The sequence below is a fragment of the Plectonema radiosum NIES-515 genome (genome assembly GCF_025753815.1).
Classification (GTDB): Bacteria; Cyanobacteriota; Cyanobacteriia; order Cyanobacteriales; family Nostocaceae; genus Hassallia; species Hassallia radiosum_A.
Genome location: NZ_JAOWRF010000070.1, coordinates 1 through 15497, shown reverse-complemented (window position 1 = coordinate 15497; position 15497 = coordinate 1). Strand labels below are relative to the sequence as shown.

Annotated in this window: 12 protein-coding genes; 5 read left to right on the top strand and 7 right to left on the bottom strand. The window is 41.8% G+C overall.

Features of this window, described 5'->3' with window-relative positions; all coding sequences use genetic code 11:
• Both OGM63_RS04710 and OGM63_RS04705 read left to right on the top strand, forming a co-directional pair.
• The coding region (locus OGM63_RS04710; RefSeq protein ID WP_263744344.1) for a hypothetical protein at positions 1-294 on the top strand (294 nt) is incomplete at its 5' end.
• 82 nt (positions 295-376) lie between these two features.
• Positions 377-3661 carry a CHAT domain-containing protein gene (locus OGM63_RS04705; RefSeq protein ID WP_263744343.1) on the top strand — a complete coding sequence of 1095 codons (3285 nt, stop codon included), beginning with the start codon at positions 377-379 and terminating at the stop codon, positions 3659-3661.
• 222 nt (positions 3662-3883) lie between these two features.
• Here the strand turns inward: OGM63_RS04705 and OGM63_RS04700 are convergent, their stop codons facing one another.
• Positions 3884-4684, bottom strand: coding sequence for an RDD family protein (locus OGM63_RS04700; RefSeq protein WP_263744342.1), 801 nt, complete (start codon positions 4682-4684; stop codon positions 3884-3886).
• Between the two features lie 20 nt (positions 4685-4704).
• Entirely contained in the window at positions 4705-5553 is an 849-nt protein-coding gene (locus tag OGM63_RS04695) for a DUF975 family protein (protein ID WP_263744341.1), read from the bottom strand.
• A 79-nt stretch (positions 5554-5632) separates the two neighbouring features.
• Between OGM63_RS04695 and OGM63_RS04690 the strand changes: the two genes are divergently transcribed.
• The 3 genes from OGM63_RS04690 to OGM63_RS04680 all read left to right on the top strand — a co-directional run bounded on the left by OGM63_RS04690 (position 5633) and on the right by OGM63_RS04680 (position 9576).
• Entirely contained in the window at positions 5633-6586 is a 954-nt protein-coding gene (locus OGM63_RS04690; protein ID WP_263744340.1) for a stage II sporulation protein M, read from the top strand.
• Positions 6587-7051: 465 nt separating this feature from the next.
• Entirely contained in the window at positions 7052-7879 is an 828-nt protein-coding gene (locus OGM63_RS04685; protein ID WP_263744339.1) for a DUF4114 domain-containing protein, read from the top strand.
• Between the two features lie 869 nt (positions 7880-8748).
• Positions 8749-9576, top strand: a complete 828-nt coding sequence (locus OGM63_RS04680) for a DUF4114 domain-containing protein (protein ID WP_263744338.1) — start codon at positions 8749-8751, stop codon at positions 9574-9576.
• 247 nt (positions 9577-9823) lie between these two features.
• On the opposite strand, the gene OGM63_RS04675 is transcribed toward OGM63_RS04680, so the two are convergent.
• The 5 genes from OGM63_RS04675 to OGM63_RS04655 all read right to left on the bottom strand — a co-directional run.
• On the bottom strand, positions 9824-11143 hold the full coding sequence (locus tag OGM63_RS04675) for a DUF58 domain-containing protein (RefSeq protein ID WP_263744337.1): 1320 nt from the start codon (positions 11141-11143) through the stop codon (positions 9824-9826).
• 136 nt (positions 11144-11279) lie between these two features.
• On the bottom strand, positions 11280-12008 hold the full coding sequence (locus OGM63_RS04670; RefSeq protein ID WP_263744336.1) for an AIM24 family protein: 729 nt from the start codon (positions 12006-12008) through the stop codon (positions 11280-11282).
• Positions 12009-12172: 164 nt separating this feature from the next.
• A complete protein-coding gene (locus OGM63_RS04665) occupies positions 12173-13120 on the bottom strand; it encodes an AAA family ATPase (RefSeq protein WP_263744335.1) in 948 nt (315 codons plus the stop codon).
• Positions 13121-13504: 384 nt separating this feature from the next.
• The gene (locus OGM63_RS04660) at positions 13505-14590 is read right to left on the bottom strand and encodes a DUF4350 domain-containing protein (RefSeq protein WP_263744334.1); all 1086 of its coding nucleotides are present in this window, start codon (positions 14588-14590) and stop codon (positions 13505-13507) included.
• 273 nt (positions 14591-14863) lie between these two features.
• A partial coding sequence (locus OGM63_RS04655) for a DUF4129 domain-containing protein (protein ID WP_263744333.1) occupies positions 14864-15497 on the bottom strand: 634 nt, incomplete at its 5' end.

Below are 15497 nucleotides of genomic sequence, written 5' to 3'. Positions count from 1 at the left end.
CCCCACTCCCCCACTCCCCCTCTCTCCCACTCCCTTAAGGGCATAAGCACCGAACGATTGAAATCGCGGCTACCCAAACAAAGCCTGCCTACGCAGGCTACCAAACCCTTGATTTATTGCACCGAACGATTAAAATCGCGGCTACCCAAACAAAGCCTGCCTACGCAGGCTACCAAACCCTTGATTTATTGCACCGAACGATTGAAATCGCGGCTACCCAAACAAAGCCTGCCTACGCAGGCTACCAAACCCTTGATTTTCCGTAGTCCGCGCAGGCGGACTTCGTTTGTTTAGCCGCGATTTTAATCGTTCGGGTCTGGTGCAAGATGTGAGTTACGCTACTCGCAATGACATAAATATTTTTGCGTAACTACTTATGCGTAAAGAAATAAAAAACCAACATTGGAATATCCAAGTTTTTACCCATCGAACGTTTACTGTATTTATCAGTCTGCTGTTGCTGTCTGATGTGGGGATAGCTGCTGGACGCTACGAAGTGAAAGCGCAGCAGCAACCCCAATCGCAACAAGCAACCAGCGCAGCAGCGGAACGAGCATTTGGTGAGGGATTCAAACTTTATGAGCAAGGGACAGCGGAATCTTTACGGCAGGCAATTGGGAAATGGGAAGAAGCGCTGAAACTGTATCGACAGATAGATGATAAGAAGTCGGAAGCTATTACATTCGCTTTTATCGGGAAAGTTTATTCAGATTTAGGACAAAAACAGAAGGCACTTTCGTATTACGACCAAGCACTGCCGTTGCGTCGTCAAGTGGGGGACAAAGGTGGTGAAGCTACTACCCTCACTAATATCGGGGGAGTTTACTTTAATTTAGGGGAAAAACAGAAGGTAGTGTCATATTTAGACCAAGCACTGCCGTTGTATCGTCAAGTGGGGGACAAAAGTGGTGAAGCTGTTACCCTCAATAATATCGGGCTAGTTTTCTCAGATTTAGGAGAAAAACAGAAAGCACTTTCGTATTACGACCAAGCACTGCCGTTGCGTCGTCAAGTCGGGGACAAAGATGGTGAAGCTATTACCCTCACTAATATCGGGAAAGTTTACTCAGATTTAGGAGAAAAACAGAAAGCACTGTCATATTACGACCAAGCACTGCCGTTGCATCGTCAAGTGGGGTACAAAAGTGGTGAAGCTACCACCCTCAATAATATCGGGAAAGTTTACGACAATTTAGGAGAAAAACAGAAGGCACTGTCATATTACGACCAAGCACTGCCGTTGCTTCGTCAAGTGGGGGACAAAGTTGTTGAAGCTACTACCCTCAATAATGTCGGGGCAGTTTACGACAATTTAGGAGAAAAACAGAAAGCCCTCAAATATTACGACCAAGCACTGCCGTTGTATCGTCAAGTGGGGAACAAAGATGGTGAAGCTACCACCCTCAATAATATCGGGTTAGTTTACGACAATTTAGGAGAAAAACAGAAAGCGCTCACATATTACGACCAAGCACTGCCGTTGCTTCGTCAAGTGGGGGACAAAGTTGTTGAAGCTACTACCCTCAATAATGTCGGGGCAGTTTACTCAGCTTTAGGGGAAAAACAGAAAGCGCTCACATATTACGACCAAGCACTGTCGTTGCATCGTCAAGTGGGGAACAAAAGTGGTGAAGCTAACACTCTGTTCAATCTTGCTTACGTGGAACGCACCAAAAACAACTTACAAGCAGCACTCACTCATATCGAAACTGCGATCGCAATCGTTGAAGATTTACGCACCAAAATCGATAGACAAGATTTACGCACTTCCTATTTTGCATCAGTGCAGGATTATTACCAGTTCCAAATCGACCTGTTGATGCAACTGCATAAAAAAGACCCATCCAAAAGATACGATGCTTTGGCTCTTGATACCAACGAGCGATCGCGTGCTAGGGTACTAATCGAACTGTTAACCGAAGCAAATGCCAAAATCCGCAAAGGTGCAAACCCCCAACTACTAGAACAGGAAACTAGCTTATTACAACGAATTGAAGCCACAGAGAAACTACTACAAAACTTAGAGTCACAAAGCCAGAAAGACCCCACCCTTAAAAATTCTATCGAACAACGCCAGAAAGAACGCGAAAATCTCCTCAACCAATACCGTGAACTGCAAACCAAAATCCGCACCACCAACCCAGAATATGCTGCAATCAAGTATCCACAACCTTTAAAACTGCGGCAAATTCAGCAACAACTCGATAAAGACACCCTGCTGTTACAATATTCATTAGGTAAAGACCGCAGCTATCTTTGGGCAGTCACACCCGATTCTCTCGACTCCTACGAACTCCCCGCACAGAAACAAATCGAGGATGCTGCAAATAATTTCCGAGAAGTCATACTTGTCGGTCGTAAGCAAATCAACAGAAATAATCCTGATGCAATAAATAAGTCAGCTTCTCAACTCACCAAAATAATTCTCGCACCCGTCGCTAACAAGTTAGGCAAAAAGCGATTAGTAATTGTCGCTGATGGAGTTTTGCAAAATATTCCCTTTGCAGCATTAGCAGACCTAACCCCCCAGCCCCCTTCCCTGCGAGGGAAGGGGGAGCAAGATCAACTCCCCTCTCCTCCTAGGAGAGGGGTTGGGGGAGAGGTTCCATATATTCCCTTTGCAGCATTAGCAGACCTAACCCCCCAGCCCCCTTCCCTGCGAGGGAAGGGGGAGCAAGATCAACTCCCCTCTCCTCCTAGGAGAGGGGTTGGGGGAGAGGTTCCATATATTCCCTTTGCAGCATTAGCAGACCTAACCCCCCAGCCCCCTTCCCTGCGAGGGAAGGGGGAGCAAGATCAAAGCCCCTCTCCTCCTAGGAGAGGGGTTGGGGGAGAGGTTCCATATCAGCCTCTTCTAGTTAACCACCAAATCGTCAATCTACCCTCCGTGACTGCGATCGCTACCCAGCGACAACAACTAAACAAACGCAAACCCGCACCCAAAACCCTTGCAATCCTTGCCGACCCCGTATTTGCCGCTGACGATAAGCGAGTCACAGGCAAAGAACCTGCCATAGCACCCGACCTCAACCTTGACCGTTCGAGTTTGCAACGTGCGATAAAAAGCCTCAAGCGTAACGGATTAATACCCCTACCAGGTACACGCAAAGAAGCCGAAGAAATCCTCAAACTTGTATCACCTTCCCAAAGCATACATGCCTATGATTTTGAAGCCAATTACAACTTCGTAACCAACCCACAACTCAAACAATATCGGTTCTTGCAATTCGCTACCCACGGTATTGTCGATACTACCAACCCTGAATTATCGGGAATTGTCCTCTCGCAAATCGATAAACAAGGTAAACCACTTGAAAAAGGTTATCTGCGTTTAGGTGACATCTTCAACTTAGATTTGGGTGCCGAGTTAGTCGTTTTGAGTGCCTGCGAAACCGGTTTAGGGAAAAATGTTAAAGGTGAAGGGTTGGTGGGGTTGACAAGAGGATTGATGTATGCTGGCTCAAAGCGGGCAGTGGTGTCTTTGTGGCAGGTTGACGATGAAGGCACATCGCAATTGATGCCGTTATTTTATAAAGCGATTTTGCGAGGAGAGTCTCCCACATCTGCTTTGCGAGATGCACAACTGCAACTGTGGCAGCAGAAGCAGTGGCAAAATCCTTACTATTGGGCAGCTTTCACCTTGCAAGGTGATTGGAGATAGAGGGGGAAGCAAATAGACATAGGCGTAGAAATTAATTATGCCTTGCCCTCAACCTTTGTAGAGAGGTAGTCTAATATACCCGGCGATTAGAAATCGCGGCTACACAAACGAAGTCCGCCTACGCGGACTTGAAGAATTTGAAACCCGCGTAGGCGGGTTTAGTCTGTATAGCCGCGAATTCCATTCGCCAGGGCTAAGGATATTTTGACAACTCCCCAGTACCTACTCCCCAGTACCTACTCCCCAGTCCCCAACTTCTTTATAAGCCAAATAAACAGCTTCCAAAAAGACATCGGGGACAACGGTTTCTGGTAGCTTTTCTAAATCGATAATGTCTTTAACTTGCCCTGTCAACTCTAAAGCTAGCTTCATTCTTGCTTTTGTTGACATGGCGCCACGTCTGAGTAAATATTCGCGAATAACAGCGAAATCATCGGGCAATAATGCTGATAAATCGGCAACTTGCAGCAAATGCTCATATATCGGCTTTGCTTGTTCGGAAATTGTTAAAGTTGTTGATGCAAGAGGTCTTTGAGCTTGAATTACAATTGTGCCGGCGGCTAAATCACCTACGCGCTTTTCGCTATTATTAAAGATGATAAATAAAGCCCCAAGATAGAAAAACTCATCAATCGGTCTGAGCAAAGCGCGTAATGCTGTTTGTTGCAAACCAACAGGTCTACCATCATCTCGAACAACGCGAATTTTCGCAAAGCGTTTGCCGGGGGTTTGACCATGCCATAAAGTTTCAAAGAAGACAAAATAACCTGCGTAAATAGCAAAGCCGGTGATGAAAGCGATCGCTATTAACCACAAACTTACCTGCTTGCCAAAAATCCCTTCCCACAGCTTTTGCAACTGCACTGACACCGTTACCCAAACAACAACAAACACCGTCATTATCCCAGCCAAAACGTGATAATCAATTAGCAATGCCCAAGCACGATTACCGATGCCGGCAAGAGTAAATTCTAGTTCTACAGTTTCTGGGGTGCGAAATTTAATTCGGTTGAATAAGTGCATAGAAGTTTTTATACTTTTGTTTAAAGATCGCGGTCTCGTAACTTCAATCCCATCCCTTCCCGACGACTCCGCAAGTCATAATAAACTACTGCTTTGATTGACTGCCAAAAAGGTACAATAAACGCACCACTTATTAAACCAATAATTAGACTCACGAGTGGCGAAAGAAAAGCGTAATCGGGATTTTCTTGAGTTGAAGACGTTATAATTGCCTGAATAATAGTGCTAAGAATAGTAAAGGGAATTTGTATCGGTATCGTAATTAAATAACCGACAAATAAAATTGCTACAATTCGCCAAGCATGTCCTTTTGTTAATTCCCAACTGCGACCAATCGTCGAGATTCCATCAACATTATCTTCAATAGCAAGAGGAAGTTCCACAACAAAAAAGCGAGCTTGTACCCAAAGCATCGCAACAAAAAAAACTGGAACCAAAATGAGTGTTAACAGAGAAACAACCAGAATTATCCCCGGATTCAGACTTCTACCTGCGGAGGTACTTCCAGCAAAAAAAACGGTAACAATCCCGATAAAAATAGAAAAGGGAATTATTAAACCTACACCAATTCCAAACATTAACAAACCCATGACGAAAAACTGCCACATGCGCGAATTTACAATTCTGCGACCTCCTTCAATAGGTTCCGGTTGATCCACCAATTCACCAAAAGCTAACCGAGATATTAAAGCCAAAGTTGCCCCACATTTTGCCCAACCATAAATTGGTACAAATACCCACAAATAAGCATTAAATCCCAGTTTAAGATAAGACTTGAGGTGAAAACGATATAGCCGGATTCCGGCACTAACGACATTACCGAGGCTAAGTGGTTGTATTGGGCTGGGAGAACCGTGATTACCAGACATAATGCCAAATTCTCTTGTAAAGTAAGTTGGGAATTTGAAGCTATCTTAAGATAACTTCAATTAAATATTCCCAAAGTTTATGAATATTCAACGTTGGATTTCTCGACGAGAACCAAACTGGCAACGTTTAGATGCTTTATTAAGACAAGTAGAAAAAAAAGGAATCAAGTCACTGCAAGCTGCGGAAATTAGAGAGTTAGCGAGTTTATATCGTTCAGTGGCAGCAGATTTAGCCCGTGCTCAGACTCAGAAAGTAGGCAATACTTTGACGCAAAGTTTACAATTTTTGACAACTCGCGCTTATACGCAGATTTATCAAGGTTCAAGAAGACAAGAATGGCAAGCGGTGCTGGAATTTTATAGTTGGGGATTACCAGCAGTGGTGCAGCAAACATTTTTATACATCGCTGCCGCTACTGCGACATTTCTGCTGGGGGCATTAATTGCTTGGTGGTATGCGTGGCAAGATCCCACCTTTATATCATTTCTCGCCCCGGAAAGCTTAATTACCCAGGTACGAGATGATCATAAATTGTGGATGGGGTCAATAGTCGGGATTGAACCTTTAGCATCGAGTAATATAACGATTAATAACTTATCAGTATCTTTTGGAGCGATCGCAGGTGGCATGACAGGGGGAATTTACACCACATTTTTGTTATTTTTCAATGGTTTATTAATAGGTGCCCTTGCCACTTTAGTCAGTCAAAATAATCTTGCTTATCCCTTTTGGGCGTTTGTATTTCCCCACGGCTCCCTAGAATTACCCGCCATCTTTTTTGCTGGTGGTGCAGGTTTTTTACTCGCTAGAGCTATTTTATTTCCGGGTAAATATCGCCGTCGTGACGCACTCAAATTTTACGGTTCTCTTGCCGTGCAACTACTATTTGGCATTGTCCCAATGTTGATAATTGCTGGTACTATCGAAGGATTTTTTTCTCCCAATCCTAGCATACCAAGTCCTTTGAAATATCTCCTGGGGATGAGTTTGTTTGTGGTTTTGGTAGTGTATTATAAACGCAAGCGGGGGTAAGTATTTACATCGAAAAAATAGCCAGATTCACTTTCACGTCGTTTGACCGAAAAGGGGCGCTTGGACTCTTCTTTTGGGGACGCTTGGAAGAGAGGGAATAGCTGTGCTAAGTTTGCGTGGTTTCAAGAAAGATGTCTTTAGACATGGAAAAGAAAAAAGATGTCGGTCGAAAGTGCGAATGCACCGTTCCCTTGGACTAACTCCGGACACTCATTGGACAGCCTTGTATTAAAGATCCAAGGGCACACTGCGCGAGTCACTCAGCTATATGACTGTCCAATGAGTGTCTACTTTTAATGAAACCCGACGGTATCGATATCAAATCAAGAAGCTTTTAAGTATGGGGATTCCCTAACCCAAGCGTCTCCAGCCCCTAGTCCCTCTTAATATGCATAAAAAATTAGATTGGAAACTATACATGTATTTAGCAAAGAAAATTGACACGTTAGTGAAATAAAGGCAATTATGAAAAATAAATTTATTCGTAGCTTACTCGCTGCTGCGTTAGGAACTGGTTTATTATCAATCGCTGCACCTGCAAACGCTTTTGATATCAAAAGCCGAGATGAAGCTCCTGCTGATTTCAAAAATATTCTTCAAGACTTTAGAGCTTTTGTTGGCGAAGAACGTCGCTATTTGTCTGGTGATACCATTCAGGCAAAACAGGTTAATCTGTCTGACCTAACGTTGAAATTTGACTACGATCCCAAAGTATTCTTTATCGGCGAAACGGCTGAAATATATCGCGATCGCTTAGATTTCACAGCTACTACCGGCTCTCAAGTCGAGACAGGTCAAATAATTTTCGGCGATACCTCTTGTAATACTGGCGATCGCAGTTTTCCTAATTTTAGTCAGTTTTGCCCAAACCCGAACGACGCGCTACCAGGCAAAGTTGCACCCGATAAACCTTTGAATGTAGGTGACTGGGTGAATTTAGGCTCGTTTCAAGCTGGTACAAAATTGGATTTCCAGTTAGTTGCTAACGATATTAACGGTGGCATCTATGAAAATGGAGTTAAAGGTGTCTTTGGTCTAAATCAAGCTGTCAACCCAGATGGTTTGCAACACGCTATAGCTTACTACTATAAAGACTATCTGGTGTTAGGTTTCGAGGATTCATTCGGTGGTGGCGATCGAGATTATAACGATACAGTGTTTGCAATTGATATTGGTAAAGCGAATGCTCGTGGAGTAGCTAATGTGCCAGAACCTTCTGTGGTTGCGGCAATGTTTGCGATCGCCACATTGGGCTTAATGAAAACTCGTCGTCGGCATCAAGTTGTTCGGTAATAGACATCGACCGCTCTTTTAATATGCGTTATCCATAACTCTTGTAGAGACGCGAAATTTCGCGTCTCTACATTCTTTTTCACGCCTATGCCCAATAAACTCTTCCAAGCCGTGCTAGACGCCTTACCGAAGGGAGGGGAAAAGGGGAAAGGAAAAAAGGGGAAAGGGGGGGAAAAGAAAAGAAAAATATTATGAGTAACTTAAATTGGTCTTTGTTTCCATACATGAGTCCCTTTACCATGAACCCATGAACCCCTCTTATTTCCCCTTTCCCTTTACCCTAATGAGTGTGGTTTTATTTGGGGGGAGGTCACAATTCCCGAATCCAAATTCTTTCCCATGAACCCATGAACCCCTAATGAGTGAAGGCATCAAAGGTTAGCACACCCTCTTTGTAGCATTTTGACTTTAACGTTTATACATATAACAGAGGTATGAGGGATGGAAAGAATCTCTTATACAATCATGCCAAATCGAGCGTCTTTTCTCAATGCCCCATGCCCGATGAAGCACGAATAATTATTTTTATCAGTGTCATATTTCAGTATTAATACTTAAAATACATCAGATAAAGCAGTAGAGCCAACCGCAATACCTGAAAAAATTAAGTAATATCTTTGATTATTAATTATAAAAATAACAACTAGAGCTTTTAAGTTACAGAAAGCTGTAACTGCAATTTTACCTAAAAGCTATATTAATTACTTGAATATCTTACAATTTATTTTTCTAAATTAAGAACTAAGTAAATTACCTAAATCATAAAAACTAAAACAAGATTCACTCACATCTCTAGACAGAAAACTTGATTGTCAAATAGAACTGGATGTAGCAAACGAAATTGATGTTTTATTCAAATAAAGGAACTTATGAAAAATAAATTTTTGACTGGTTTACTCGCTGCTGCTGCTTTAGGAACTGGTTTATTATCAATAGCTGCACCTGCAAGCGCTTATGATATCAAAAGCAGAGACGAAGCTCCTGCTGATTTTCAAAATATTCTTCAAGACTTTAGAGCTTTTGTTGGTGAAGAAAGTCGCTATTTGTCTCCTGAAACCATTAAGGCAAAACAGGTGGATCTGTCTAAGCTAACATTGAAATTCGACCATGATGCCAAAGTATTCTTTATCGGCGAAACGGCTGGGGGATATCGCAATCGCTTGGATTTCAAAGCTACTACCGGCTCGGAAGTACAAACAGGCAAAATTTTCGGTGATACCTCTTGTAACCCTGGCGATAGCGGCTTCACTAATTTTAATCAGTTTTGCGCTAACCCGAACGACGCCCTAGAAGGCAAAGTTGCACCCGATAAACCTTTAAATGTGGGTGACTGGGTGAATATAGGCTCGTTTAAAGCTGGTACAACATTGGATTTCCAGTTACTTTCTGACGATATTAATGGCGGCATCTACGAAAATGGAGTCAAAGGTATCTTTGGTCTAAATGAAGCTCTCAACCCAGATAGTTTGCAACACGTAATCGCTTATTACTATAAAGACTATTTGGTGTTAGGTTTCGAGGATTTATGGGGTGGTGGCGACAAAGATTATAATGATACAGTATTTGCAATTGATATTGGTAAAGCGAATGCTGGTGCAGCAGCTAATGTACCAGAACCTTCTGTGGCTGTGGCAATGTTTGGTATCGCAGGATTGGGCTTAATGAAAACTCGTCGCCGGCGTCAAGTTGTTCGGTAATAGACATCGACCGCTCTTTTAATATACGTTATCCAAACCCCTTGTAGAGACGCGAAATTTCGCGTCTCTACATTCTTTTTCACGTCTATGTCTAATAAACTCTGCTGTACGCAGTTCATGTTGGCTACTTATATTTGTAGAATAAGTGTATTCCGAAAGAACTATTTTTCAGCATAATGGTGCGTTGCTGCGCGACAACGCTACATTTAAATTTCTTAACTACTTGCATTTAAACAAGAACGATCAATCAAAGTTGATTTCGCGCTTTTAGTCGCAAATATTGCTCAACTAATTTATCTGTAATCTGATTAGCTGGGGCATCTAGTACTAATACACCTTTTTGCTTCAACTGTGCAAAGGCAACTCGCCGTTGGGCTAATAAATCTAAGGCGACAGCACGGACATAAGCATGTGTAACATTTTCCGTAAAGGTGTTTGCTAAATTATCAACTTCCGGGTCGCGCAACGTGACGCAAAACGGCAGATAGCGCGGTGCTAGTTTGCTGAGTGCGGCGAGGAGTTCGGCGGAGGCTGTGACATCAACTATATCTGTAATCACCACTACAAGCGCCCTGCGGGTTTGTTGTCGCACAACATTGGTGACTGCACCCAAATAATCAGATTCTAGTAATATCGGTTGAATCGGAGTCAAGCGATCTATAAGATGACCTAAATGATGTTGTCCGCGTTCTGGGGGAATCCACGTATGTATATGGCGGTCAAATACACCAAGTCCGACGCGATCGCCTCGATGTAATCCTGCCAAAGCTAAGGACAATGTTGCATTCAAACCCCAATCAAATCGCTGCAAACCTTGCACTTTTGCTGTCATCAACCGCCCGCGATCGAGTAAAATCAGTAAGGTCTGCTCTTGCTCTGGTTCCAAAACCCTCACCAGTGGTGATGCATTTCCATACGCACCTACCCGACGTGCAGTCGCTTTCCAATTAATAAACCGCAAATCGTCTCCTGTGCGATAGTTTCGCAGTTCAGCAAACTCTGTACCCATACCCATTTGCCGTTGACGCATGGAACCGGATGATTGTAGTGTCAAACGAATTGAAAGCGATCGCAAGCCAATTAAATCAGGATAAACCTTCACTTTTAAGCTTTGCGGAATTTTCCAATCATCCCACGCTAAACCCCAAAGTCCCAATTGTCGCACCTGAATATCGCCCCAAGAAAACTCTCCTCGCTGCGTCGGGTTAACGGTATAATTTAATTCTTGGGTGCTGTCACTTTCCACAGCAGCACGGATTGTTGGTGTAGATATACCAAACCCGGATGGGTAATAATCGCGGATGAGAATTACGGCGTTTGTGTTACTTTTTACCGTCAGCACCACCTGGTTATCGCGTCCGATTGATAGTCGTGGTGGTAAGTCGCGTTTTATTTCTACACGGTGACGACGCGATCGCCTACCATCGACAATCATTAACCCCAAAATTATGACATCAAATAGTAAAGTTATGGCGATACTACTTGATATATTAAGAAACATTGCGATAATTGGTGCGATCGCAATTCCCAAAACTAATAAAAAATAAACTCTTCTTGCAGGAACCATAAATTTATTGATGATGTAAATTTTCGGTTTGACAGCTTCAAATCAAATTTAAAATTAACAGTCTTAAATCATTTTGTTAAAGACAATATCCCCGACTTATTAAATAAGTTGGGGATATGATAAAAGCGACATTCATTTATCCGAGATTCATTCCATCAGTTTCGGACACTAATAGTTTACCTTCACCGCTATAAATCCAAACAAAACCTTCTCCACCTCCTTTACCAAAATGACCTAATTTTCGGTAATCTTCTTCAATTCCGTTTGTAAATCCTTTCACCATGTCATAATCAGCAATTAAAGTTTCACCTTTCTTGATTTCAATAATTTTAGTTGGTGTAATTGTAGCTGTAATAACTTTAGCTTCTTGCCTTGATATAGCTTTAATAGCAATTCTCCATCTACCATCAGTAGAACCAGACATTTGGCGAAATTTTAATCGTTTTGTCCCGATAACTACATTGTCAGAACAAAATTGAAATATACCATCATCAAATTCCCATTGTTCTTGTTCTGACAAATCAATAGATGTGTAATGTAAAAAATATCCTTTTTGTCGAGGTTCAAGGTACACCCTACCAGTACCTTTATAGACAGGAGCGTTATAATCGACTTCTGTTGTCAAAGATATCCACATATCTTTTAAACGATTATCAGTTTTATAAACACCATAATTTAATTTTCCCACACACCTGTGCAACGAACCTTTTTGAATGACGACTCCAGAATTTTCTAGTTGAATTTCCACTTGCTGAACAAATGGAATATTTTTGGTGGGATGGTAATATTTGTTAGTTTCTTTATTGATGTTGTTTTGTAGATACCATAAATCAGTTGGTTCCAGAACTTTTACTTCGTGTCGCATAACTTTTATCTCATTTACTTAAATTAATTGAGTATAAAATATAAATTATCAAGTGACAACATCTTAATTTAAAGCGTTATTGAATTAAGTCGTGAAATCCTTAATTTATCGTACAGACGTTCCGGCGGAACGTCTAGACGTTCCGACGGAACGTCTCTACTTTTTTATCTTGGTACTGATACTTTATTAATTATTGAGGCAATTACCGCATCAATTTGCAAACCATCCAACATTGCTTCTGGCTTCAAAATGAGCCGATGACGCAGCAAAGGTGCTGCAACTGCTTTAACATCATCTGGGGTAACAAAATCCCTCCCAGCTAACCACGCTGCTGCTTGAGATGTCTGCAACCAAGCGCCGGTAGCGCGAGGAGATGCACCCAAAGCTAAATCAGGGTGTTGACGGGATGCTTTCACCAACGCTAAAAGGTAATCAACGATCGCTTCCGATACTTTAACTTCTTTTACCGCTTGTCGCGCCTCTAATATTTCCCCTACTGTTGCGACTGTTTTCAAACGTGCAATATCCAAGCGTCGTGCTGTAAAACCCGCTTGACGATTCAGTAACATTTGCTTTTCTGCCGCTTGATCTGGGTAATCTACCACCAACTTAAACAAAAACCTGTCTAATTGCGCTTCTGGCAAAGGATAAGTTCCCTCAAATTCTAGGGGGTTTTGGGTTGCAATCACCCAAAATAAATCCGGCAAAGGTAAACTTTCACCATCCAACGTTACCTGCATTTCTTCCATCGCTTCGAGTAACGCTGCTTGTGTCTTCGGGGGAGTGCGATTAATTTCGTCGGCTAATAGCACTTCTGTAAATACTGGTCCCTTTTTGAGGGTAAAATTGCGACTATTTAAGTCAAAAATATTTGTACCAGTAATATCTGAAGGTAAGACATCCGGTGTCAGTTGAATTCGGCGAAACTCGGCTTTAATCAATTGTGCCAGCACTTTCACCAAAAGTGTTTTACCAGTTCCGGGTACTCCTTCTAAAATAATGTGTCCACCTGCCAGCAGTGCTATTAATATCTGCTGTATTAGGTTAGATTGTCCGACAATTATGCGATTTAGCCCTTGATCGAGCCGATTGAAGACAGGATGATTATTCATATTGTTACTTATAAAGAACTTACGCTTTCTTAATGTAAAACGAACCGCACTACTACTTATAAAGCAATACCGTTCAGTTAAGCCCAAAATCCCTGGTAGAGACGCGAAATTTCGCGTCTCTACAGGTCTAAAATTAGTACCGAAAATCCTTAACTGAACTGTATTTACTTATAAAGAACCCACGCAAAAGCGCAAAGATGCCAAAAACTTCTTTGCGACTTTGCGCGAAACTAATAGACATCGACCGAATTTAAATATGTGTTATCCAGAATCTTTAGAGACGTAGCACAGAATAGTCTCTACATTCTTTTTTCACTTTCCATGTCTATTAGACATAGAAATTAATTATGGGTTGCCCGAAACCCTGTCTTTTCTACCAGATGTCTAATAATAACGGCGTACAGATTGCCATTTCCTCAACCAGCTTATCAAGTCTCGCTCACTCATGGGGCTTTGTCGAGATTGTAGTTTTAATACTGCTTGTAGTTCTGCCGCAGTCGTGCCTGTTTTCTCGACCCAAGCGTCTATCAAGGTTTGATGTTCGATAGATACTTGACCTAATCCTAAGGCTTTTTGGAGTTGCAGTTGTTCTTGTTTGCCTACCATCTCAACAACAAAGTCGTTTTTATCAGCTTTTAGCAAGACTCCTGCTAAAGCTTGGATGTATGCTTGGCTATTGTTAATTTCTGGTGTATATAAACTTTCTGGTTTACCAAAGCGGCGATTTTGTGCCCAAATTAACACCCCAAGGACAGCGATCGCTTGCACTAACATCGATAATAAAGGAGTTTTCGCCAAATAACTAAATAAGTCTTTTTCACCTTCACTTTTTCTGACGCTGGCATCTTTGTAGCCGTGGATATATTCATCTACAAATAGTATGTTACCTTTTTGGCTTACCAAATCAGCTAAATACTGGAAATTACTTAAATTATCTTGATAAGCATTAGCCGCTAAATAAGGAGTAGTCGCAAAAATCGCTTTTCCTTTACCGTACTTTCGTTCCCAGACAACCGCACCAAAGCGATCGCCTAAATCAACTTCTTCCCCTGTTGACAATTGCCGCCGCCGTCCGGTATCAATCTTGACATCGCCAATCAGTGATTTTTGCATCGTGGTAAATTTGGCTGCTGTAACATCCTCTCGCACACCTAAAATTATCAAATTATTGCCTTTTTCTAACCATTTTTGCTCTTGAGGCGAAATAATAGGTGTTTTTAGATAGCTGTTTACCTGTAAAAGAGTCACAGGAGGTGTTTGTGTCTCTAATTCTTTAAAAGGCTTTTGCCAGCGCTGAATAGAATGGCGCTGTTGCATAAAAGCATACCACGCCCCATAGCCATCGGTCGCGCGGTTATAAGTAGAACCAATATTAATTTTGCTATTGCTGGGAGCAGCGATGAAACTAATTAAAATTATGATCGAAGCGGCGATCGCTCCAAACCAAACAACGCGGTTTGAACGTTTCATATTCAATAGTGGGTAGTGGGTAGTGGGTAGTGGGTAGTGGGTAGTAATTACCAAACAAGGCACTCATTAAAAAGTAAAAAGGTAAAATAAAGAATAAATAAAAAGGGTTAAGAGCAAGTAAATTCATTTATGAAAAAAAGTGAAAATATTTTTTTAGATACGCAAAGCGCGATAAAAAAATGCGTTTATTTCAAATCAAGGTGAATTTATTTATGGGGATTTACTTTTTACTTTTTACTTTTATCTTTTTACTTTTTAACCATTCCCCATTCCTTATTCCCCATTCCCCATTCCCCATTCCCCATTCCCAATTTCCCGATATGCTTCCCGACACTGCTGATAATTTTCTAAAGATATATCAGTATTACCAAAGCATAATTGCTCGTGAGTGGTAATCAAAGTTTCATAAGGCTGCATCGGAGTAGCTTTATATTGTAGCAATTGCAGATATTCTCCATCAGTGCGGCTGAATTTGTGGGGCGCGATGCTAGTATCATGCAAGTGTTGCAACATCGCCAAATAAAGACAACGGCAAGCCTCAGGGTAATTATTTTGATGATAGAGTTCTTGCGATCGCAACAACCACTCAGACACTGACAAATCACTATGGCGGATTTTTAACTCAGAATTAGCAATATTTCTACCTCTAAGCCTTGCATACAAATAAGGGCTAAATACTCGCCACAATCGCCAACTGAACCAAATTAAAAACAAAGCCAGCAAAAGCCAAAAAACAAAGTTCAGCAACTTACCTAGCCAAGAATTATCAATCGACCATCCGTTAGGCAATTGTGGTAAATTCAGCTTCAAGCGAGACAATTGGTACTCCACCCATTCTCCCACCTGTTGCCGCAAAACAGACAACTGCCAACTCCAACTTGTTTTTTCAAACATATTCTGCTTCATA

Bases quoted from the DNA above. Each gene is read 5' to 3' on its own strand.
- OGM63_RS04705 (WP_263744343.1), top strand. From the start codon at position 377: ATGCGTAAAGAAATAAAAAACCAACATTGGAATATCCAAGTTTTTACC.
- OGM63_RS04700 (WP_263744342.1), bottom strand. From the start codon at position 4,684: ATGCACTTATTCAACCGAATTAAATTTCGCACCCCAGAAACTGTAGAA.
- OGM63_RS04695 (WP_263744341.1), bottom strand. From the start codon at position 5,553: ATGTCTGGTAATCACGGTTCTCCCAGCCCAATACAACCACTTAGCCTC.
- OGM63_RS04690 (WP_263744340.1), top strand. From the start codon at position 5,633: ATGAATATTCAACGTTGGATTTCTCGACGAGAACCAAACTGGCAACGT.
- OGM63_RS04685 (WP_263744339.1), top strand. From the start codon at position 7,052: ATGAAAAATAAATTTATTCGTAGCTTACTCGCTGCTGCGTTAGGAACT.
- OGM63_RS04680 (WP_263744338.1), top strand. From the start codon at position 8,749: ATGAAAAATAAATTTTTGACTGGTTTACTCGCTGCTGCTGCTTTAGGA.
- OGM63_RS04675 (WP_263744337.1), bottom strand. From the start codon at position 11,143: ATGGTTCCTGCAAGAAGAGTTTATTTTTTATTAGTTTTGGGAATTGCG.
- OGM63_RS04670 (WP_263744336.1), bottom strand. From the start codon at position 12,008: ATGCGACACGAAGTAAAAGTTCTGGAACCAACTGATTTATGGTATCTA.
- OGM63_RS04665 (WP_263744335.1), bottom strand. From the start codon at position 13,120: ATGAATAATCATCCTGTCTTCAATCGGCTCGATCAAGGGCTAAATCGC.
- OGM63_RS04660 (WP_263744334.1), bottom strand. From the start codon at position 14,590: ATGAAACGTTCAAACCGCGTTGTTTGGTTTGGAGCGATCGCCGCTTCG.